Source organism: Chryseobacterium sp. VAUSW3, assembly GCF_002205795.1.
Taxonomy (GTDB): domain Bacteria; phylum Bacteroidota; class Bacteroidia; order Flavobacteriales; family Weeksellaceae; genus Kaistella; species Kaistella yananensis.
Window position 1 is genome coordinate 108787 of sequence record NZ_NIUY01000001.1, and the last position, 22084, is coordinate 130870.

The following is a 22084-nucleotide window of genomic DNA, read 5'->3' on the forward strand; positions in this document are numbered from 1 at the left end:
TTACTTTATTTAATTTTTCGACTTTAGATTTAGAGTTCAAGCGCTTTTGCTAAAGCTGCATCAATCCCGGCAAGATTTTTCCCACCGGCTGTAGCAAACCCGGGATTTCCGCCGCCGCCGCCCTGGATTTCTTTTGCCAGTTCTTTTACAATGTTTCCAGCGTGATATGTAGATTGCAGGTCCTGAGAAACTCCAACCGTAATCATCGGTTTCTGATCAGCGTCTGAAATAATGATGATTACAGAATTTTCAACCTCTTTTTTGAGTTGAAAAACGATATCTTTCACACTTCCGGCATCCATTGAAACTTTTTTAACCAACAGTTTTTTGTCGCCTTTCTCAGTGAAATCATTTTTCCAGTTCGCTGTTTCGCCTTTTGCTTTCTCTTTTTTCAAGGATTCAACTTCTGATTTCAGAGCCGAATTTTCTTCCAGTAATTTCTCTACAGATTTCGCTAAATCCCTGGATTTTAATAAAGCAGAAATTTCTTTAACCTGAGCTTCCAGATTCTTGAAGTATTCCGCAGATTTATCTCCTGAAATCGCTTCAATTCTACGGATTCCGGCTGCGGTAGAACTTTCGTTCTGAATCTTAAAATACCCGATTTCACCGGTATTTTTTACGTGAGTTCCGCCACAAAGTTCACGGGAACTTCCGAACTGAATCATTCTTACTTTATCACCATATTTCTCGCCGAAAAGTGCCATTGCTCCTTTTTCCATCGCTTCTGCAATCGGAATATTTCTGAATTCCTGCAAAGCAATATTTTCTTTTATTTTTGAATTTACCTTCTCTTCAACCAATTTCAGTTCTTCTTCATTCATTTTAGAGAAATGCGAGAAATCAAACCGAAGATAATCCGGACCCACAAAAGAACCTTTCTGTTCGACATGAGTTCCTAAAACTTCTCTCAAAGCTTCATGTAACAAATGCGTCACTGAATGGTTAGCCTGGGTGTTTTTTCTTTCTGTTGCGTTCACCTTTGCATAGAAAACCGCTCCTGCATCTTTCGGCAGATCTTTAATTAAAGAAACGATAAGATTATTTTCTTTTTTCGTCTCCAGAATTTCTACAATATCTGCGCAATCAGTAATTCCGAAAACGCTTGGGTTAGAGATGTCGAAACCTTCAGTATAACTTGGAATCAGAATACCTTTGTCGCCAATCTGTCCGCCGCCTTCTGGATAAAAAGGCGATTTTGAGAGAACGATCTGATAAAACTCGCCGTCCTTATTCTCGATTTTGCGGTAACGGGTGATGTATGTTTCAGCTTCGGTTTGGTCATAACCAACGAAACTTTCCTGCTTTTCCTCCAGAATCACCCAATCGTGAACTTTCTGCGCTGATGATTTTTTGGAACGCTGTTTCTGCTTTTCCATTTCTTCATCAAAACCTTTTTCATCGACGGTTAACTGCTTTTCTTCCGCGATGATTCTTGAGAGATCTGCCGGGAAGCCGTATGTGTCATAAAGTTCAAAAACCTCAGCACCGGGAAGTGTTTTTTCGTTTTTGGAAAGGGTTTCATTAATAATTAAATCGATTCTTTTTAAACCATGTTCAATGGTTTTCAGGAAAGAAGTTTCTTCTTCTTTAATCACTTCTGTAACCAGTTTCTGCTGTTTCACAAGTTCCGGGAAAAATTCGCCCATTTCACTTCTCAAAACAGCAACCAATTCAAAAAGAAAAGGTTCTTTCATTCCTAAAAAACGGTAAGAATATGAAATTGCTCTTCTTAAAATTCTTCTGATCACATATCCTGCTCCACCGTTGGAAGGCAGCTGTCCGTCGGCAATTGCAAATGCTACAGCACGAATATGATCCACGACAACACGAATCGCGATGTCTTTTTCATCTTCTAAAATCCCAGTGTACTTTTTACCTGAAAGCTCTTCTACTTTAGCAATTAAAGGCGTGAAAACATCGGTATCGTAATTGGATTTTTTGCCTTGCAAAGCCATACACAGGCGTTCGAAGCCCATTCCTGTATCAACGTGTTGAGCGGGCAGTTTCTCTAAACTTCCGTCGGCTTTTCTATTGAACTCCATGAAAACGTTGTTCCAGATTTCCACGACCTGCGGATGATCATTATTGATTAATTCAATTCCCGGAACTTTCGCCTTTTCTTCTTCAGACCTTAAATCGACATGGATTTCCGAACAGGGTCCGCAAGGTCCGCTTTCTCCCATTTCCCAGAAATTGTCTTTTTTATTTCCATTGATGATTCTACTTTCATCGATATGTGTTTTCCAGTAATCATAGGCATCCTGGTCGCGCGCAAGATTTTCGGAAGCATCACCTTCGAAAATGGTTACATATAAATTCTCTTTCGGGATTTTATAAACTTCCGTTAAAAGTTCCCAGGCAAAACCGATGGCTTCTTTCTTGAAGTAATCGCCGAAAGACCAGTTCCCCAGCATTTCAAACATCGTGTGATGGTAAGTATCGCGGCCCACATCATCCAAATCGTTGTGTTTCCCGGAAACCCGCAAACATTTTTGCGTATCTGCAATTCTCGGGGCTTTGGGTTCTTTATAACCCAGAAAATAATCCTTAAACTGCGTCATTCCCGAGTTCGAGAACATGAGCGTTGGATCATCTTTCAGCACAATAGGTGCGGAAGGAACGATAAGGTGACCTTTTTCTTTAAAATAATCTAAAAACTGCTGGCGTATCTCTTGTGAAGTCATATGTTTTGAATTTATGCAGAAAGTGCTTGGTTTAAAGCCTTCCGTAAGTCTGCAAATTTAATAAATTTTGAGGGAAAAACAGGGCGTAATTATCGGCATTAAAAAAAATCCGCCTCATTAACAATGAGACGAATTCACATCACTTATCACACTTAAATAAAAAAAATTATTTCTTTTCCAGGGCTTTAATCAAAATCTGAAGATTTACCTCATTTTTGATCACGCCGTTTGCAACAGGCATCTGGAATTTCACACCGAAATCCTCTCTGTTGATGTCTTTGGGTTCTGTAGCAATGCTCACCTCACCATTGTTAACGGTAACATTCGCATTGAACTGAAGCGGTTTTGTAATTCCCTTAATGGTTAAGTTGCCATCGAGTAAAGTATTATAGTCGCCGTTGGCATTTTCAGAAACTTTTGTAATTTCATAAGAAGCGGTTGGGAATTTTTCTACTTCGAAGAAATCACCACTTTTCAAATGTCCATTTAATTTATTGAGTTGTTCAGCATCATCTTTCAGATCAACTGAAGTTAAAGAATTCATGTCTGCAACAAATTTTCCGCTTTCCAGTTTCCCGTCTTTTACGGTAACATCTCCACTTTCGAACTTAATGGTTCCAAAATGGCTGGTATTGTCGGATTTCAGAATTTTAAAGCCTTTCCATTCAATTTTACTGTTTAAAGTATCTACCTGAAAAGAATTTCCTTCTGTTGTTGTAGTAACCTCGTTGTTTACGCTGCTCAGCGGTTTGTCTTTTCCACATGAAACTACTGTCATTCCCAAAATAAATGCTGAAAACACTGAGATCTTAAACATATTTTTCATCAAATTTTTGCTTTTTTTATTGCTCCCGCTAAAATAATAAAAATAATTCACAGTAAGATCAAATTTATTAATTTTGCAGATATGCTATTAGAAATCAATCAATTGTTTTTCTCTTATTCCCCTGAAAAAGAGCTTTTCCGAAATCTGAATTTAAAGATTGAAAGAGGCAGGATTATAGCGCTGGCCGGCGAAAGCGGCTGTGGAAAATCCACATTGCTTAATTTAATTTATGGCTTGCTCGACTGGGAAAAAGGAGAGATTATTTTTGATGGAAAACCCATATATGGTCCTAAAAAAAACATCGTTCCCGGAGAAAGAGAGATGAAACTCGTGGCACAGAACTATGATCTGATGCCTTATGCAACGGTTTCCGATAACGTAGGAAAGTTTATTTCGAATATTAATCTTCAGGAAAAAAAACACAAAGTGCTGGAACTGCTGAAAGTTGTAGGCCTTGAACAATACACGAATGTTCTCCCAAAATACCTGAGCGGAGGCCAACAGCAGCGTGTTGCGATTGCACGGGCGCTTTCCGTAATGCCGAAACTGCTTTTGCTGGATGAACCTTTTAGCAATCTTGATTATTCCAGAAAAATTGAACTGCGGGAGAAACTCTTTAATTATGTAAAGGAGAAAAACATTTCACTCATTATTTCCACTCACGAAATTCAGGAAGTGATGCCGTGGCTTGATCAGATTGTTGTTCTTCAGGAAGGCAGGCTGATACAGAACGACAGCCCAAGAGATATTTTCACAAACCCCTACAATGCTTATGTGGCTAAACTTTTCGGGGAAGTGAATGTTTTCTCTGATGAAGAGAAGTCAGCATTCGGTCTTTTTAAAAATTTCTGGTATCCTCACGAGATAAAAATATCACAGTCAGGGAAAGATGCCCAAATTCTCGAAAGCCGTTTCGCCGGAAACCACTATTGGAACAAAGCTTTGGTGAGCGGAAAAGAATTGATTATCTATAACGACACTCAAATTTCCGGTGCGGTGAAAGTTGATTTCATAGACTAAAATCAACATGTTTTAAAAAACTGGTATGGAAATTGAAAATATTTTCTTAACTTTACTCTTCCCAAATAAGGAAATTTTTGGTTAATTCTCTTTCTGCCTTTAAGACGAAATTAGTCCGTTAATTTCGGACAACCAAGTCTTTGAAACAGAACCCTGTCCAAATCTTTCCTTTTTTTATGCCTTTTTCACAAATTCAGATTTCAGCGCCATCGCTCCGAAACCGTCGATTTTGCAGTCGATATTATGATCAGAATCAGGGCGAAGGCGGATGTTTTTAACCTTTGTTCCCGCCTTTACAGGTTTTGGTGCTCCTTTTACAGGAAGATCTTTCATCACTATTACAGAATCTCCGTTTTGGAGTTCGTTGCCGTTCATGTCCAGAATGGTTTCGCCACTGGCTACTTCATTAGGATCCCACTCATGAAAACATTGGGAACACACGTGCAGATTATCCTGTTCGTAAGTGAATTCGGACTGGCATTTCGGGCAAATTATGGTATCGCTCATCGTTTTATTTTTTTGAAACACAAAAGTACGGATTTTTTACGGTCATTAAAAATCCCTGATTCTCAACAACCCCGCTGCGCCCCGACCTGAGTGGAGCTCTTTTATATGGAACGCAGTGGAAGAAAAAAAGCGGGAACGGAGGGCGGAAATTGGCGCCCAAATCAATGGCATCATTATTCAGTTAAAAACTGTATTTTTGCAAAAATTTTGTCCCGGAAATCCGAGCGAAACTAAACATTTAACTATCCATACATGGAACTGATACACAGAAACTTACTAATAGGAATTCACGACGCTTTACAGGAAACCTTTTTCGAGGACCGAAAATATGCAGATAAAGTGATAGAGCGGCTTCTGAAAGCCAACAGAAAATGGGGCAGCGAAGACCGCAAGGTAGTTTCACAAATTTTCTACGACATCATCCGCTGGAAAAAACGCCTAGAATATTATATGGGCGAAGGCGTGAAACCGAATAATATCTATAAACTGATCCTCGCCTATTGCCTTTGGACCAAAACACATTATAAAAAGTTTGAGGAATTTGACGGGATTAAAAATGCTGACATTCTTAATAAACTGAAGAAGAATACAGTTCCCACCAAAGCAATTGAATATTCAATTCCCGAGTGGCTTGCCGAAACGATGGAAAAAGAACTCGGGAACAACTGGGAAAAAGAAATGCATGCGCTGAATGAGCAGGCTCCGACAATTCTTCGCGCCAATACCTTGAAAACCACAGCGAAAGAATTGATTTCTGACCTGAAGGATGAAAATGTGGAAAGCTTCCAGATCAGAAATTATCCTGATGCCGTTCAGCTTGATGAGAAGAAAAACGTATTTTTAACCTCAGCTTTTAAGGATGGTTTATTCGAAGTTCAGGATGCCTCTTCTCAGAAAATCGGTGAACTTCTGGATGTTCAGGAAGGCATGCGGGTGGTGGATGCCTGCGCCGGAGCCGGTGGAAAAACCCTTCACTTAGCAGCCTTAATGAAAAACAAAGGTCAGATTATCGCATTGGATATTTACGAATGGAAACTGGCCGAACTGAAACGCCGTGCGAAAAGAGCCGGAGCACATAATATTGAAACCCGTTTCATTGAAGACAATAAAGTGATCAAAAGACTTCATGAAAAAGCCGACAGACTGCTGATCGACGCACCGTGTTCGGGATTGGGCGTTTTAAAAAGAAACCCAGATTCCAAATGGAAAATTGACCAGGATTTTATCGACAGAATTAAAAAAGAGCAACAGCAAATCCTGCAAGATTATTCTAAAATTTTGAAAAAAGGCGGTAAAATGATTTACGCAACGTGTTCCATTTTACCAAGTGAAAACAACGAACAGGTGGAAACTTTCCTTAAAAACAACGATGGATTTTCTTTAATAAAAGAAGAAAAAATAATGCCGAGCGATGGTTTCGATGGTTTCTATATGGCGCTGATTCAGCGGAATGATTAAATAAAAGTGATTAACGAAACCAAAAGCAGGCATTTGTCTGCTTTTTTTTGAATTTTTTCCACCAGATTCTCTAAATTTCTCCTTTCAACTTAATTTTTTCCGCTTTAAAAGCTAATTTTAGTAAAATATTCTTATTTTGCTTAATATTATTTTGTTTTATAAACATTTACTTTATGTTTGCAGAACAAAATTAATCAATTATTAACAATTACTTATAATTATAAATCTATGTGCGGAATTGTATGCTTGTTTGATGCTAAACAAAAAACCGAAATTCTAAGACCTCAGGTTTTAGAAATGTCTAAAAAAATTCGCCACCGCGGACCAGATTGGAGCGGAATTTTTCAGGACGAAAAAGTGATTTTCTCCCACGAAAGATTGGCTATTGTAGACCCAACTTCTGGGAAACAGCCATTATTTTCTAATGATAAAAAAATCGTTCTTGCCGTAAATGGTGAAATCTACAATCACCGCGAACTTAGAAAAGAGTTTCCGGACTACGAATTTCAAACCGAATCCGATTGCGAAGTAATTATTCCTTTATTTAAAAAATACGGCAAAGATTTCGTGGACAAACTAAACGGAATTTTTGCTTTCTCCTTATACGATACCGAAAACAATGTATATTTTGTTTCCCGCGATCACATGGGAATCTGCCCGCTTTACCAAGGTTGGGACCAACACGGAAATTATTATGTAGCTTCTGAACTTAAAGCTTTGGAAGGTGTTTGCAAAACCATCGAAACTTTTTTACCTGGCCATTTTCTTTACAGCCCGGAAGGTTATCAACTGCAACAATGGTACAAGAGAGATTGGGAGGATTTCGAGAACGTAAAAGACAATAAGACCGATTTAGCTGAACTTAGAAAAGCTTTGGAAGAAGCTGTTCACAGACAGTTGATGAGTGACGTTCCTTACGGTGTTTTGCTTTCCGGAGGACTGGATTCTTCCATTATTTCTGCGGTAACTGCAAAATATTCGCGAAACCGTATCGAAAGTGGCGATACTCAGGAAGCCTGGTATCCTCGTTTACACAGTTTTGCGGTAGGTTTGGAAGGAAGCCCAGATTTGGCTGCTGCACAAAAAGCTGCGGATCACATCGGTTCTATTCATCATGAAGTTCATTTTACCGTTCAGGAAGGTTTGGATGCGGTTCGCGATGTGATCTATCACTTGGAAACTTATGATGTAACTACCGTAAGGGCTTCCACACCGATGTATTTATTAGCAAGAGTAATCAAATCGATGGGAATAAAAATGGTGCTTTCGGGCGAAGGTAGTGATGAATTATTCGGAGGATATCTGTATTTCCACAAAGCGCCTAATGCAAAAGAATTTCATGAAGAAAACGTGAGAAAACTGGGAAAACTTCACTTGTATGATTGTTTGCGTGCCAATAAAGCCTTGATGAGTTGGGGAATCGAAGGTCGCGTACCTTTCCTGGATAAAGAATTTATGGATGTGGCGATGCGCCAAAATCCAAAAGACAAAATGGTGACCGCGCACGAGCCAAAAATAGAGAAATGGATGTTAAGAAAAGCTTTTGAAGATTTGTTGCCGGAATCTATTGCGTGGAGGCAAAAAGAGCAATTCTCCGACGGAGTTGGCTATTCATGGATTGATTCCTTAAAAGAAGTTGCCGAAAAAGAAGTGACAGATGAGATGATGGTGAACGCAAAATTCCGATTCCCGCTGAACACGCCACAAAACAAAGAAGAATATCGCTACAGAACGATTTTCGAAGAGCATTTCCCTAGCGAAACCGCAGCGGCTACCGTTCCGTCGGTTCCGTCAGTTGCGTGCTCCACTCCCATCGCGTTAGAATGGGATGAAGCCTTCAAAAACGCCAACGATCCAAGTGGTAGAGCCGTGAAAACAGTTCACGAAGATAGTTACTAATCGATTTTATTAATTACTAAATCCCGCGAGTTATCACGGGATTTTTTTATTTTTGTTTAATGTCTGAATCCATCAATACACCAAAACCATCTGTTAAAAAATTTCTCCCCATTATTCTGGCGACGGCAATTTTCATGCAGATGCTCGATTCTACTATTCTGAACACATCGTTGCCATCAATCGCAAAAGATTTAAACGAATCGCCACTGAATATGCAAAATGCAATTATCAGTTATGTATTAACTTTGGCTTTATTCATGCCGGTAAGCGGTTTTTTGGCCGATAAATTCGGAACCAAGAAAGTTTTCATTTTCGCTCTGATTATTTTCAGTATAGGATCGTTATTTTGCGCAATCTCTCAAAACCTGATGCATTTGGTAATTTCCCGAGTGATACAGGGTATTGGTGGAAGCTTAATGACACCAGTGGGCAAATTGGCACTGATCAAAACTTTTCCGAAAAACGAATTGCTAAAAGCGATGAATTTCGCAATTATCCCTGCATTAATCGGTCCGGTTTTAGGGCCACTGGTTGGCGGATACATGGTGGATTATCTTTCTTGGCACTGGATTTTTCTCATCAATATTCCTATTGGCTTGCTGGGAATAATTTTAGGACTCAGGTACATGCCCAATTATCAGTCTGCGTCTTCGGAATTTGATTTGAAAGGGTTTATCATCTTCGCCTCAGCGTCTTTGCTGCTTTCAATTTCCTTGGAATTATTTGGAAATACTACACATACCACTCCCGTATTGCTGATTTTCATTTTGGGATTTTTAATGATTTATTACTATTATAAACACGCCACTAAAACCAGAAATCCGATTTTTCCTTTAAACCTTTTTCAGGTAAGAACCTTTCGAGTAGGAATTCTAGGAAATCTCGCTACACGATTGGGAATCAGCTCAATTCCTTTGCTGTTACCTTTAGTGATTCAAATTGCTTACCAGGAAAGTGCGGTAATTTCGGGTTGGATTGTCGCCCCGATGGCTTTAACTGCGATGTTTGGGAAATCTTTCGTGATACCTATTTTAAATAAATTCGGCTACCGAAAAACACTGATGACCAATACCTTTATCATCGGTGCACTCATTTCTTGCCTCGGAATTCCGGGAATTCATACTTCCATTTTCTGGTTTATTCCCATTATTGCAGTGCTCGGATTTTTCAATTCCATTCAGTTCACTTCGATGAATACGATTTCTATCGCCGATTTGCGAAATGATCATACGAGCAGTGGAAACTCATTGCTTGCCGTAAACCAGCAATTAGCCATTGGTTTCGGAATCGCATTCGGGCTGATTATTTTAAAATCCTTCGAAGCAAAGTTGAAAAATCCCCACCTTGCCTTTCGTTACACCTTCTTTGTGGTAGGAATTCTCACTATTCTCTCAGGTTTTGTTTTCCGACGCCTTCATGTAAAAGATGGAGAAAACATGAAATCGGAATAATCAATAGTTTTTCAGAAAAAAAAACTGATTTACAACGGGATTCGTTCTTATCTTACATCAATGCTTTTGCCTTTGTGATGAAGTACTTTTGTATCATCAAAAAATAACACAATGGCAACAAAAAATATAGAATTAATCGCAGCTCCAAAACCTCCACATTTTGTTGGTGATGGTTTCAGGGTACATAATTTTATTCCCAGCGGATATCATTTGGACATGAAAAGAATGGATCCTTTTCTTATGTTGGATTATAATTCGAAATTTCATTTCTCCGGCACAGACACGCCGCGCGGAGTTGGTGTACATCCACACCGCGGTTTCGAAACGGTAACCATCGCTTACAAAGGTCGTGTTGAACATGGCGACAGTGCAGGTGGCGGAGGAATCATCGGTGAAGGTGATGTGCAATGGATGACCGCTGCTTCAGGCGTTCTTCACAAAGAATTTCACGAAACAGAATGGGCAAAAGAAGGTGGAATTTTCCAGATGGTGCAACTCTGGGTGAATTTGCCTGCCAAAGATAAAATGAGCGCTCCAAAATATCAAGCCATTAAAAATTCTGAGATGAAGTTGGTGGATTTAGGAGAAAATGGTTTTATTGAAGTAATTGCGGGAGAATACAACAGCCAAAAAGGTCCGGCTTCCACTTTCAGTCCCGTAAATTTGATGAATGCGAAATTGAAAGAACATGGAAAAGCAAATTTTAGTTTTCCTCCCCATTTCAATACCGCAGCTTTGGTGATTGAAGGAAATATTTTGGTTAATGGTAAAGAAAAAGTTCCCACTGATCATTTCGTTTTGTTCGAAAATCAAGGTGAAGATTTCACCATCGAGGCATCGGAAAACGCTATCGTTTTAATCATTAGCGGTGAACCGTTGAACGAACCAATTTTCCCTCATGGTCCTTTTGTAATGAATTCCCGCGAAGAAATCATTCAAGCTTTTGATGATTTCAATACTGGCAAGTTTGGATATCTGGAAGATTAAAGTTTTGTTAAAAATAACCGCGAACTATTTGAGTTGTTATTTTTCCTCTAACTTTATTAATGAAAAAAAATCTTTAAATTTTAAAATATAAAAAAATGAAAATATCACTGATCGGCGCTACAGGTTTTGTAGGAAATGCCATTCTAAATGAACTTTTGGAAAGAAATTTTCACGTAACTGCAATCGCAAGAAATACAGATAAAATCACTATCGAAAATGAAAATCTGGAGAAAAAAAACGTTGATGTTTTTAGCGAAGCTGAGTTGGCTGAAGCAGTGAAAGGTAGCGATGCCGTAATAAGCGCTTACAACCCAGGATGGACCAATCCCAACATTCACGAGGAATATCAAAAAGGTGCAGCTTCCATTCAAAATGCAGTTGAAAATTCAGGAGTGAAAAGATTAATCGTTATCGGAGGTGCAGGAACATTAAAAATTGATGGAAACCACCTGGTTGACGGACCAAATTTCCCGAAAGAAATTTATCCCGCTGCAAGTGCGGTGAAGAATTATTTTGTTGAAAACCTTTCCAAAAACGAAAATCTCGATTGGGAATTTTTCAGTCCCGCCATTGAAATGAGCATGTTCAGCGAAGACCAAGTAAAAACCGGAAAATACAGAGTGGCAACCGACTCACCTATTTTTGATGAAGAGGGACGTTCCAGACATTCCGTTCAGGATTTGGCAGTTGCGGTTGTTGATGAACTTGAAAACAAAAAATTCAAACATCAAATTTTCACGGCGGCTTATTAAATTTAACAGCAAATATGAAAAAGATCGAATTTGGATTGATGACCTTTGCCGATATGGCTCCGGAAACTGCTTCCGGGAAAGGATTTAATGCACACCAAAGAATACAAAATCTTTTAGAAGAAATAAAACTAGCCGATGAACTGGGCGTTGATGTTTTCGGAATTGGCGAACATCACCGTCCGGATTACGCTGTATCGTCACCAACCACGGTTTTGGCGGCAGCTGCTGCAATCACCAAAAATATTAAATTATCGAGTGCGGTAACAGTTTTAAGTTCCGAAGATCCGGTTCGCGTTTATCAGCAATTTGCAACGGTGGACGCAATTTCCGGCGGGAGAGCAGAAATCATGGCCGGACGAGGTTCTTTCATAGAATCTTTTCCATTATTTGGTTTTGATTTGAATGATTACAACGAGCTTTTTGATGAGAAACTCGATCTTTTGCTTAAAATTAATAAAGAAGAAATAGTTTCTTGGCAGGGAACTCTTCGTGCGCCGATTCATGATTTAGGTGTTTATCCAAGAGCATTAAACGGAGAACTTCCCTTTTGGCTTGCAGCGGGAGGAACTCCGGCTTCGGCAGTGCGAGCTGCAAAACTTCAACTTCCACTAATGCTTGCAATTATCGGTGGAATGCCAAGTCAGTTTGCGCCATTTATTAATCTTTATAAAAAATCCGCTTTAGAAAATGGAGTAAAACCAGAAGATTTACAGGTGGGAATCAATAACCATATGTTTGTAGGAGAAGATGGCGAAAAAACTGCCGACGAATTTTTCCCTTATTACGCCCAAATGATGGATCGTGTAGGGAAAAGCCGCGGTTGGCAACCGATGTCCCGCGAACAATTTGAGTTCATGAGAAGTCCGGAAGGATCACTGATGGTCGGAAGCGTAGAACAAGTTGTTGAAAAAATTATTTATGAATATGAACTTTTCGGCTTCACCCGATTTTTTGCGCAGGCGAGCATGGGATTTGTCCCACATGAAACAACGATGAAATCCATCGAATTGTTTGCAACGCAGGTCATTCCGGAGGTCAAAAGAAGATTAGGAATGCACTAAAATATTGCCGAACTTGTTTATTCTATAACATTAAAACCCAATTTAATCATGTCAAACATCGGACTCATCATTGAAGAAAAAGCTGCGGACATTGGAAACTTTTTAGTAGGAAGGCTGCTTCCTTTCAGAGAAAAACGCGCTGTTGGACCTTTCGTTTTCATCGATCACATGGGCCCTGCTTCGTTGAAGGAATATCAGAATTTAGAAGTTCCGCCTCATCCGCACATTGGACTTTCTACCCTAACGTATCTTTTTGAAGGATCCATTCAGCACAAAGATAGTTTGGGAAGTAATATCGAAATAAAACCAGGTGCGGTGAACTGGATGACTGCCGGAAAAGGCGTAGTGCACTCCGAAAGAACCCCGGAATACCTTAGAAGTTCCGAAAAAAATCTTCACGGTTTTCAAATTTGGGTAGGTTTACCGAAAAATCTGGAACAAAGCGAACCTACCTTTCATCACACCGAGGCGGAAGACGTTCCGGTTTGGAACGAAGGAGATTTGCAGTACAAACTGATTGCGGGCGAACTTTTCGGAAGAAGATCCCCGGTTCCGGTACATTCCAAACTGTTTTTTCTTGAAATTAAGAGTAAAAAATCTCAGCTGGTAAGCATCGGAAAGGATTTATTCGGCGAAGTGGCGATGTATGTATTGGAAGGAAATGTAACCATCGAAGGAAATACTTTCGGCGGAAAACAATTGTTGGTTGCTAAAAATGCGAATTTATGCGAATTTGAAATCAGTGAAAATTCCACCATCTATCTTTTTGGTGGCGATCCTTTCGAAGAGGAACGTTTTATTTTCTGGAATTTCGTGAATTCTGATAAAGAAATCATCGAGAAAGCCAAAATCAACTGGCATAAACAAAACCACGAAGCATTTCCACTCGTTCCGGGTGATGAAGAAGAATATGTACCACTTCCAAAAGCGATTTTGAACGGAAAACTTTCGAAATAACAAACGCTATCTTCATTTAACTTGCCTGTCAGTTTATCTTTTCACCCAAAAATATCATACAATTAGATAGAATGAATTTTATGAAGCTATTTTAATTTGTAACTTTATCTGACAAAATATTATAATCATGGAAGAAAAGAAAAAACTGACAAGACAGACCGGAGCGCCTGTGCCAGACAACCAAAACGTACAGACCGCGGGAGCCAGAGGACCGATGCTGATGCAGGACTTCTGGTTTCTGGAAAAAATGGCCAACTTCGACAGAGAAGTTATCCCGGAAAGAAGGATGCACGCCAAAGGTTCCGGCGCATTTGGAACATTTACCGTAACCCACGATATTTCGCAATATACAAAAGCCCATATCTTTAATGAAATAGGCAAAAAAACAGAAATGTTTGCACGGTTTTCTACCGTGGCCGGAGAACGCGGTGCTGCCGATGCAGAAAGAGACATTCGTGGTTTTGCCTTAAAATTTTATACCGACGAGGGAATTTGGGATTTGGTGGGAAACAATACTCCGGTATTCTTTTTCCGTGATCCGATGAAATTTCCTGATCTGAATCATGCCGTAAAACGCGATCCGAAAACCAATATGAGGAGCGCCAATAACAACTGGGATTTTTGGACTTTACTGCCGGAATCTCTGCATCAGGTAACCATTGTGATGAGCGACCGGGGAATCCCAAACGGTTACCGCCACATGCATGGCTTCGGAAGCCATACTTACAGCTTTATCAATCACGCCAATGTCCGTCATTGGGTGAAATTCCATTTCAGAACGCAGCAGGGAATTGAAAATTTATCAGATGAAGAAGCTGCTGAAATCATCGGAATGGATCGCGAATCTTCACAGAAAGATTTGTTCGAAAATATTGAAAAAGGTAATTTCCCGAAATGGAAAATGTTTATACAGATCATGACCGAAGAACAGGCAAAAACTTACCGGTTCCATCCGTTTGATTTAACCAAAGTTTGGTCTAAAAAAGATTTTCCACTCATTGAAGTTGGTGAATTTGAACTTAATAAAAACCCAGAAAATTATTTTCAGGATGTTGAACAGGCGGCTTTCAACCCCACCAATATTGTTCCCGGAATTGGTTTTTCACCGGACAAAATGCTCCAGGGAAGATTATTTTCTTACGGCGACGCGCAGCGATACCGATTGGGCGTAAACCATTTTCAGATTCCTGTAAACAAGCCAAGATGTCCTTATCATGCTTTCCACAGAGACGGACAAATGCGCGTGGACGGAAATTACGGCGCAACAAAACATTATGAACCAAACAGTTACGGTGAATGGCAGGAACAACCAAGCGCGAAAGAACCACCATTGGAACTTTCCGGTGATGCTTATGCTCACAATTTCCGGGATGATGATGAAGATTACTTCACCCAACCAGGGGATTTGTTCAGAATCATCAAAGCCGATGGAAAAGCCGATGTTTTATTTAAAAACACTGCCGCAAATGTAGGTGGAGCCGAGAAATTCATCCAAATCCGCCATATCAGAAATTGCTACAAAGCAGATCCTGAATATGGGGAAGGAGTAGCAAAAGCCCTTGGACTGGATATGATGGAGGTTTTTGCTTTCGATATGTCGCCTTATGATCAGTGGGCACCAACTCAATCTTAAATCCAGAAAAAAGTGAAACTCAACCTTTCACTTTTTTCTTTTATACAATACTATAAAAATAAAAACATGGCAGAAATACAACATCACAACAACGAAAAAAACGGCGTATTCGAAATTTATGAAGACGGCGTAAAAGTCGGAGAAATGACCTACACTTGGGCAGGTACAGATAAATTCATCATCGATCACACCGGTGTTGATGAGGCCTTTAATGGAAAAGGATATGCAAAACAGCTGGTAATTGCAGGTATAGAATACGCAAGAGAAAATGGGAAAAAAGTGATCCCCCTTTGCTCGTACGCTAAAGCTACGATTGCAAGAAATGCAGAACTGCAAGATGTTCTGGCATAAAGAATTAAATACTTACTTTCCAAACCCCATCAGCTAAAACTGAGGGGTTTTTTGTTACTGGTGACTGACCAACCAAGTAATGCTAAAGGAAAGTAAAACCAGAGAAATCTATCACCGATAAGAAACGCAGGACAGGCTTCTGGAGAAATACCGTAAAAAAACTATATTTGCTCATTAAATTCTTAAAAAAATGAACCCAGGAACGATTTTGCTCTTATTTGTTTTCGCGTATTTTATCGGTTTATTGGTGATCTCGTACATCACCAGCAGAAATGCCGACAACCAGTCATTCTTTATCGGAAACAAAAAAAGCAAATGGTGGCTTGTAGCGTTTGGGATGATTGGCACCAGTTTGAGTGGCGTTACGTTTATTTCGGTTCCGGGAACTGTCGGCAAAATAACAGCAGGAGATTATCCCTTCGGTGGATTCGAATACTATATGCTGGTAATCGGTTTTTTTATCGGCTACTTTATCGTGGCATTCGTTCTTCTGCCTCTTTATTACCGGATGAATCTCACTTCCATTTATACCTATCTGGGGCGGAGGTTTAATGTAGAAGCTCACAAAATCGGTTCTCTGTTCTTTATTATTTCACGTTCCATTGGTGCAACAGCAAGATTATACTTAGTGGTAAATGTATTGCAGATATTTCTTCTCTCGGCTTTAGGCGTACCGTTTTGGGTAACTTCTGCTGTTATTCTTATCATGGTTTTACTCTATACATTCGAAGGCGGGGTAAAAACAATTGTAATTACCGATACACTTCAGACTTCATTTATGATCCTGAGTTTGGTGGTTTGTATTATCTTTATTCTCTCCAATCTTAATTTATCCGCAGGCGAAGCATACAATGTGCTGGCGGCTAAAAACTATACGCATTTCGTTAATTTCGATGTAAACTCGAAAACATTTTTCCTGAAAACAATTCTCGGCGGTATGTTTATCACGATCGCCATGACTGGTCTGGATCAGGAGATGATGCAGAAGAACATTTCTGTAGACAATCTTAAAAATTCCAAGAAGAATATGCTCACTTTTGCAGGAACACTTTTACTTGTGAATCTTGCCTTTCTTTTCCTGGGAGGACTTCTATACCTGTTCGCCATGGAAAATGGTGCTGAATACGCAAAAATCGTTGATATCGTAAACGGGAAAGAAAACATTACCAATGTTTTTGGTTTTAAAGATGCTGCAACAGGCACTGTACATAATATCATGGGCGACGATCTTTTTCCTGCACTTTCGCTTCAGGGCTATTTCCCGCTGTTTATCTCGGTAATTTTCATCATTGGTTTAATTTCCGCACTTTTTCCTTCTGCAGATGGCGCATTAACTGCCGTTACAAGCTCATACTGTGTAGATTTATTAAACATCAATGAAGACACAACCAAAACTGAAAAGCAGAAAAAAAGACTGCGGATGAAGATTCATTTAATCTTCACCGCCATTTTCTTCGCTTTAATCATGATTTTCAAAGCCATTGATGATAAATCAATCGTATATCTCATCATGGAAGTTGCCGGTTATACTTACGGACCGCTTCTGGGACTTTTTGCCTTCGGGATTTTAACCAAATATCAGATTACCAAAAAATATGCAATCATTGCCGTAACTTTGCTGGCACCGGTTTTAACCTATTTCATCAACTATCTGGTAACCCAGAATACAGATTACAGAATTGGTGTAGAACTTATTATAATTAACGGTCTTCTCACTTTTATAGGGCTGTGGCTGATCAGAAAGAAATAAAATCTTAACAAATAATCAACAATATTCCGGGGCGAAAACCCGGAATTTTTCATTTCGCAAAACCATCAAAAATTCGTAAATTCGCTGGCAAATAAATCAAAATAATGAGTAAAAGTATTGAAGAGCTGAAATCTCTTACAACACAGATCAGAAGAGACATTTTAAGAATGGTTCATGCCGTGAATTCCGGGCATCCCGGTGGTAGTTTGGGCTGTACCGAGTACTTCACCGCACTGTACGGAAAAGTGATGAACTATAAACTTCCGTTCACCATGGAAGGTAAAAATGAAGATCTATTCTTCCTTTCCAACGGACACATTTCGCCGGTGTTCTATTCAACTTTGGCGAGATTTGGCTACTTTCCGGTAGAAGAACTGAAAACTTTCAGAAGATTGAATTCCAGATTGCAGGGTCACCCAACAACTCATGAAGGTTTGCCGGGAGTTAGAATCGCTTCGGGCTCGCTTGGACAAGGACTTTCTGTTGCGATTGGAGCTGCTTTAGGAAAAAAATTGGACGGAGATCAATCGTTAGTTTACTCGCTTCACGGTGACGGTGAACTTCAGGAAGGACAAATTTGGGAAGCATTGATGTATGCCGCTCACAACAAAGTGGATAATTTAATTTCTACCATCGATTTCAATAACAGACAAATTGACGGTGACGTTGATGATGTCTTGAGTTTGGGAGATTTAAATGCAAAACTTCGTGCTTTTGGTTGGGACGTTTTGGAAGAGAAAAACGGAAACGATTTGGAAGCCGTTATTGCAGTTCTGGAAAACGCCAAAGCCAAAACCGGAAACGGGAAACCAATCGCGATTATCCTACATACAGAAATGGGTTATGGTGTAGATTATATGATGGGAACTCACGCATGGCACGGAAAAGCACCAAACGACGAACAGTTGGATACCGCTTTCAAACAGCTTTATCTTGAAGCTCCTGCAGATTACTAAAACACAGAAAAAAAATAAATGAAAAAAACTTTAACCTTTATTGCGGCTTTTCTTTTTCTGGCCTTAAATGCGCAGGAAAAAAGAATTGATTTCAGCAAAGAACTGAAATACAGTTTTGTTGGTGGAAAAGAAAAAACGACGGACATTTCCTTTAAATCTTTGGGAAATACTTCCGGAGAATTCCTTACGCAAGCCAGTTTTAATATGTTTCCCATTAATATGTTTTCTGATAATTTGGGCATGTCCACGGTGAATATTGGCTTAAACAACAAGTTGAGCAATTCTTCCGCTGGAATGATGATGTTTGGACACGGAAGTGCTTTTTCAGACGGTAAAACGTATGACGCGGAAATCAAAAAGCTGAATACGAAGGAAACCATTTTGGGACTTTCGTGCAGTCATTATCTTATAACCTATCCAAAAAGTTATGATGAGCATTATTACGAAGGTGAAGATGCTGTAGATGCCGGAAAAGAAACCATGAAAGTTTGTCTTGATGATAAAAATTCGCTGAACAATGTTCCGGTTCTTACCGGAATTTTAGGTCAGTTTGGGCGTAAAAAAATTGCTTTAGGTTCTATGAAAGGTTTGGTGATGAAAATCGCTCCGGAAGAAGAATATTCTAAAGATTACATGGTGTTGAGTTCCATGAAAGAATCTAAAGATTTTGTATATTTCGACCACCGTTCTGCGATGATGAAACAGCAAAAAATGATGGATTCTATTGCTTTGCAAAGACAAAAGTGGGAAAGCGAATATGCTGTAGATACAGCTGCTGTTTATGCAGATTCAGCAGCAGCAATTGTGGACTCTGTAGCAGCAGCAAATTGGGACGACTATTATGACGAACTGCCAAAATATGAATCTACCTGGAAAAAAGCGCCGGAGGAAACCTCTTACGCGATTGAAAGTGTTAATACCGAAAAACTTTGGGACGGAATTCCGAAGCACTGCAGAAATTTGGATAAAGATTTACCGCAACTTTCCAACAAAGAATTTGAAGGACATCTGAGAAACCTTTCCGGACAAATGTGCGATATGTATCTTACACAATCCAGCCAACACACCGTTGCCGTTAAGATGACTTTGGATGATATTCGTCGGGAATATCTCTACATCAACAAAAATAAAGGGAAACTCAACAAATCAGACCAACGGAAAGTGGACCGTTATCTGGAAAATTTAGATTAAATCAATAAAAAGTAAATAAGGAACCAAAAGTTCCACCAAAAAGTAAAAAATGAAATACGAAGTTTTAGATAAAAAAGATACAAGAAGCGGATTCGGAGCCGGATTGGCTGAATTGGCGGATAAAAACCCTAATGTTGTAGCACTTTGCGCAGACCTTATCGGTTCTTTAAAGATGGAAAAATTCATCGAAAAAGCACCGGAAAGATTCTTTCAGGTCGGGATTGCAGAAGCGAATATGATTGGCGTTGCTGCCGGATTAACTATTAATGGTAAAATTCCCTTCACGGGAACTTTTGCGAATTTTTCAACATCAAGAGTGTATGACCAAATTCGTCAAAGTATCGCTTATTCCAACAAAAATGTAAAAATTTGTGCTTCTCACGCCGGATTAACTTTGGGTGAAGACGGCGCAACACACCAGGTTTTGGAAGACATCGGAATGATGAAAATGCTTCCGGGAATGACGGTTATCAACACTTGCGACTACAACCAAACAAAAGCCGCAACTTTGGCGATTGCCGATTTTGAAGGTCCGGTTTATTTGAGATTTGGTCGTCCCGTCGTTCCGGTTTTTATTCCGGAAGATATGAAGTTCGAAATTGGGAAAGGAATTTTACTTCAAGAAGGAAAAGATGTAACCATCGTTGCAACCGGACATTTGGTTTGGGAATCTTTGGTTGCTGCAGATGAACTGGAGAAAGAGGGAATTTCGTGTGAGGTGATTAACATTCACACCATTAAACCTCTGGACGAAGAAATTATTCTGAAATCTGTTGAAAAAACCGGCAAAATCGTAACCGCTGAAGAACACAATTATTTAGGTGGTTTAGGCGAATCGGTTGCAGGTATGTTAGCCAGAAAAAGACCTACAATCCAGGAATTTGTTGCAGTAAACGATACTTTCGGTGAATCAGCAACACCGGCGGAACTGATGAAGAAATATAAAATCGATGCTGCTGCTGTGAAAGAGGCGGTGATGAGGATTTTGGAAAGATAATCGTAAAAAATAAGACCTAACAATCTTTTAAAAACTTGTTAGGTCTCCTAAATTTTAAAACACGCTTTTTTTAAGGCGTGTTTTTTTGTTAAATTTAGTTTATGAATGAGAAAAATTATAACCGCATTTTCAAAATGTCGTTCGCCTCAGTTTATCCGCATTACATGACAAAAGTGGAGAAAAAAGGACGAACCATTGCCGAACTTCACGAAGTTATTTTTTGGTTAACGGGATATGATGAAGCGACTTTACATAAAATCATTGCAGACAAAACCAATTTTGAGGATTTCTTTAAGAATGCTCCGCAACTCCATCCTAATGTTTCCAAAATTACGGGCGTCATCTGTGGTTACCGTGTGGAGGAAATTGAAAATCCTTTAATGCAGAAAATTAGATATTTGGATAAGTTGGTCGACGAGTTGGCAAAAGGAAAAGCGATTGAAAAGATTTTAAGACCATAATTATTGACCAAAAACTGTTTTCAGGGATTTGTTATTAAGATTTTTTTGCATCAAAATAAACATCCAAAACAATTGCAAAATAATGAACGGAAAGAAAAAACGGAACTGTCCCGCCGCAGGAAATAAGAAGAACTTCATATAAATATTCACAAAAAGAAGAATGGCAAACAGCTTTTCTTCTTTCTTTTTTCCGAGATAAAGCGAAGCAATCATTAAAATTGATGAGGACAGAATTACTTTTTTCATGTTCAGCAAGTTTCCGAAAGCAACATTGGTGTATTCTCTCCAAGTAAAGTCGGGGTTCTGTTTAGAAATAAAATTCCTTCTGCTGATGAAAGAATCGTAAAACAAATCTTTCCAACCTGGATAATGGTAAAATTTGATGAGGGAAAAATACATCGCGAACAATATCAATGAATACCCAATAATTTTAAAATCAACTTTCTTAGATTTTGAATAATTAACTAATAATTCAAAGAAGAGATAACTTAACCCGAAAATCAAATAATCTGCTCTGATTAAAACTAGACAGACCATCAAAAGAAACCTCAACAATAACGGATACTTTTTTAAATAGGCATAGAAAAAAGCCAGCAAAACCATAAAGCCAAACATATCAGGATTTGGTGCGATGGCTAAATCCGAAAAGAGTGGAAGTAAAAAAATGAAGAGCGAAAGCGAAAAAACCAACCAACCTCTCTGCGGAAAAATATGTCCCAGAATTAAGAAAACAAAAATTCCTGCAAGAAAACAGCTCGTTAAATTGGTCACCAAAACCGATTTTGGCAAAGAAAATCCCAATTTGTAGAAGAAATCAATTGCGGCAACAAATAAAACTTTAACCTGATAATACGGCAACTGTTCAGAGAATGATTGCGCATTTTCATAAAAGGATTTCCTCGCATTATTTCCTTTGATGATTTGGGTGAATTCACTTTCTGGAGCTTCCTGTTTTATTGACTGGAACGTGAGTTGATGAACTTTATCAAAATTCCCGGGAAATTCAGCCGCCAAAACACTTCCGACATAGCCCGGTAAATCCCAGTCATAGCTTCGGTTTTCATAATTTATGAAAATTGAAAATGCGAAAGTCACGCACAAAATAAAAAAGCGCAATATATTTTGAATCTTCATCATCAA

19 protein-coding genes are annotated in these 22084 nt (G+C 39.2%); 15 read left to right on the top strand and 4 right to left on the bottom strand.

Going from position 1 to position 22084, the window contains the following annotated elements; all coding sequences use genetic code 11:
- Nucleotides 1–29: 29 nt before the first annotated feature.
- Nucleotides 30–2687 carry an alanine--tRNA ligase gene (gene alaS, locus CDW55_RS00515; RefSeq protein ID WP_088467794.1) on the bottom strand — a complete coding sequence of 886 codons (2658 nt, stop codon included), beginning with the start codon at nucleotides 2685–2687 and terminating at the stop codon, nucleotides 30–32.
- Between the two features lie 166 nt (nucleotides 2688–2853).
- A complete protein-coding gene (locus CDW55_RS00520; protein ID WP_410492759.1) occupies nucleotides 2854–3504 on the bottom strand; it encodes a YceI family protein in 651 nt (216 codons plus the stop codon).
- Nucleotides 3505–3594: 90 nt separating this feature from the next.
- Here CDW55_RS00520 and CDW55_RS00525 point away from each other — a divergent pair, with 90 nt between their 5' ends.
- Complete coding sequence (locus CDW55_RS00525; protein WP_088467795.1) at nucleotides 3595–4533, top strand: sulfate/molybdate ABC transporter ATP-binding protein; 939 nt, start codon at nucleotides 3595–3597, stop codon at nucleotides 4531–4533.
- Between the two features lie 174 nt (nucleotides 4534–4707).
- On the opposite strand, the gene CDW55_RS00530 is transcribed toward CDW55_RS00525, so the two are convergent.
- Complete coding sequence (locus CDW55_RS00530) at nucleotides 4708–5040, bottom strand: zinc ribbon domain-containing protein YjdM (protein ID WP_088467796.1); 333 nt, start codon at nucleotides 5038–5040, stop codon at nucleotides 4708–4710.
- 252 nt (nucleotides 5041–5292) lie between these two features.
- Between CDW55_RS00530 and CDW55_RS00535 the strand changes: the two genes are divergently transcribed.
- The 14 genes from CDW55_RS00535 (at nucleotide 5293) to CDW55_RS00600 (ending at nucleotide 20944) form a co-directional block, all read left to right on the top strand.
- Nucleotides 5293–6498 (top strand): RsmB/NOP family class I SAM-dependent RNA methyltransferase, encoded by a 1206-nt coding sequence (locus tag CDW55_RS00535; RefSeq protein ID WP_088467797.1) that lies wholly within the window; start codon nucleotides 5293–5295, stop codon nucleotides 6496–6498.
- A 228-nt stretch (nucleotides 6499–6726) separates the two neighbouring features.
- A complete protein-coding gene (asnB, locus tag CDW55_RS00540; protein ID WP_088468648.1) occupies nucleotides 6727–8397 on the top strand; it encodes an asparagine synthase B in 1671 nt (556 codons plus the stop codon).
- Between the two features lie 59 nt (nucleotides 8398–8456).
- Nucleotides 8457–9848 carry an MFS transporter gene (locus CDW55_RS00545; protein WP_088467798.1) on the top strand — a complete coding sequence of 464 codons (1392 nt, stop codon included), beginning with the start codon at nucleotides 8457–8459 and terminating at the stop codon, nucleotides 9846–9848.
- 111 nt (nucleotides 9849–9959) lie between these two features.
- Nucleotides 9960–10835: a pirin family protein gene (locus CDW55_RS00550; RefSeq protein ID WP_088467799.1), complete on the top strand. Its 876-nt coding sequence runs from the start codon at nucleotides 9960–9962 to the stop codon at nucleotides 10833–10835.
- A 95-nt stretch (nucleotides 10836–10930) separates the two neighbouring features.
- Nucleotides 10931–11587, top strand: a complete 657-nt coding sequence (locus CDW55_RS00555; protein WP_088467800.1) for an NAD(P)-dependent oxidoreductase — start codon at nucleotides 10931–10933, stop codon at nucleotides 11585–11587.
- Nucleotides 11588–11601: 14 nt separating this feature from the next.
- Nucleotides 11602–12648: an LLM class flavin-dependent oxidoreductase gene (locus CDW55_RS00560; protein WP_088467801.1), complete on the top strand. Its 1047-nt coding sequence runs from the start codon at nucleotides 11602–11604 to the stop codon at nucleotides 12646–12648.
- Between the two features lie 48 nt (nucleotides 12649–12696).
- On the top strand, nucleotides 12697–13605 hold the full coding sequence (locus CDW55_RS00565; protein WP_088467802.1) for a pirin family protein: 909 nt from the start codon (nucleotides 12697–12699) through the stop codon (nucleotides 13603–13605).
- Nucleotides 13606–13732: 127 nt separating this feature from the next.
- On the top strand, nucleotides 13733–15238 hold the full coding sequence (locus CDW55_RS00570; RefSeq protein WP_088467803.1) for a catalase: 1506 nt from the start codon (nucleotides 13733–13735) through the stop codon (nucleotides 15236–15238).
- A gap of 42 nt (nucleotides 15239–15280) precedes the next feature.
- A complete protein-coding gene (locus tag CDW55_RS00575; RefSeq protein ID WP_410492768.1) occupies nucleotides 15281–15589 on the top strand; it encodes a GNAT family N-acetyltransferase in 309 nt (102 codons plus the stop codon).
- A 190-nt stretch (nucleotides 15590–15779) separates the two neighbouring features.
- Nucleotides 15780–17339 (top strand): sodium:solute symporter, encoded by a 1560-nt coding sequence (locus CDW55_RS00580; RefSeq protein ID WP_088467805.1) that lies wholly within the window; start codon nucleotides 15780–15782, stop codon nucleotides 17337–17339.
- Nucleotides 17340–17443: 104 nt separating this feature from the next.
- Nucleotides 17444–18295 carry a transketolase gene (locus CDW55_RS00585; RefSeq protein ID WP_088467806.1) on the top strand — a complete coding sequence of 284 codons (852 nt, stop codon included), beginning with the start codon at nucleotides 17444–17446 and terminating at the stop codon, nucleotides 18293–18295.
- Between the two features lie 18 nt (nucleotides 18296–18313).
- Complete coding sequence (locus CDW55_RS00590; protein ID WP_088467807.1) at nucleotides 18314–19486, top strand: hypothetical protein; 1173 nt, start codon at nucleotides 18314–18316, stop codon at nucleotides 19484–19486.
- A gap of 49 nt (nucleotides 19487–19535) precedes the next feature.
- Nucleotides 19536–20483 carry a transketolase family protein gene (locus tag CDW55_RS00595; protein WP_088467808.1) on the top strand — a complete coding sequence of 316 codons (948 nt, stop codon included), beginning with the start codon at nucleotides 19536–19538 and terminating at the stop codon, nucleotides 20481–20483.
- A 101-nt stretch (nucleotides 20484–20584) separates the two neighbouring features.
- Complete coding sequence (locus tag CDW55_RS00600; RefSeq protein ID WP_088467809.1) at nucleotides 20585–20944, top strand: DUF2200 domain-containing protein; 360 nt, start codon at nucleotides 20585–20587, stop codon at nucleotides 20942–20944.
- Here CDW55_RS00600 and CDW55_RS00605 read toward each other — a convergent pair whose 3' ends face one another.
- On the bottom strand, nucleotides 20945–22081 hold the full coding sequence (locus tag CDW55_RS00605) for a hypothetical protein (protein ID WP_088467810.1): 1137 nt from the start codon (nucleotides 22079–22081) through the stop codon (nucleotides 20945–20947).
- Between the last annotated feature and the right edge of the window lie 3 nt (nucleotides 22082–22084).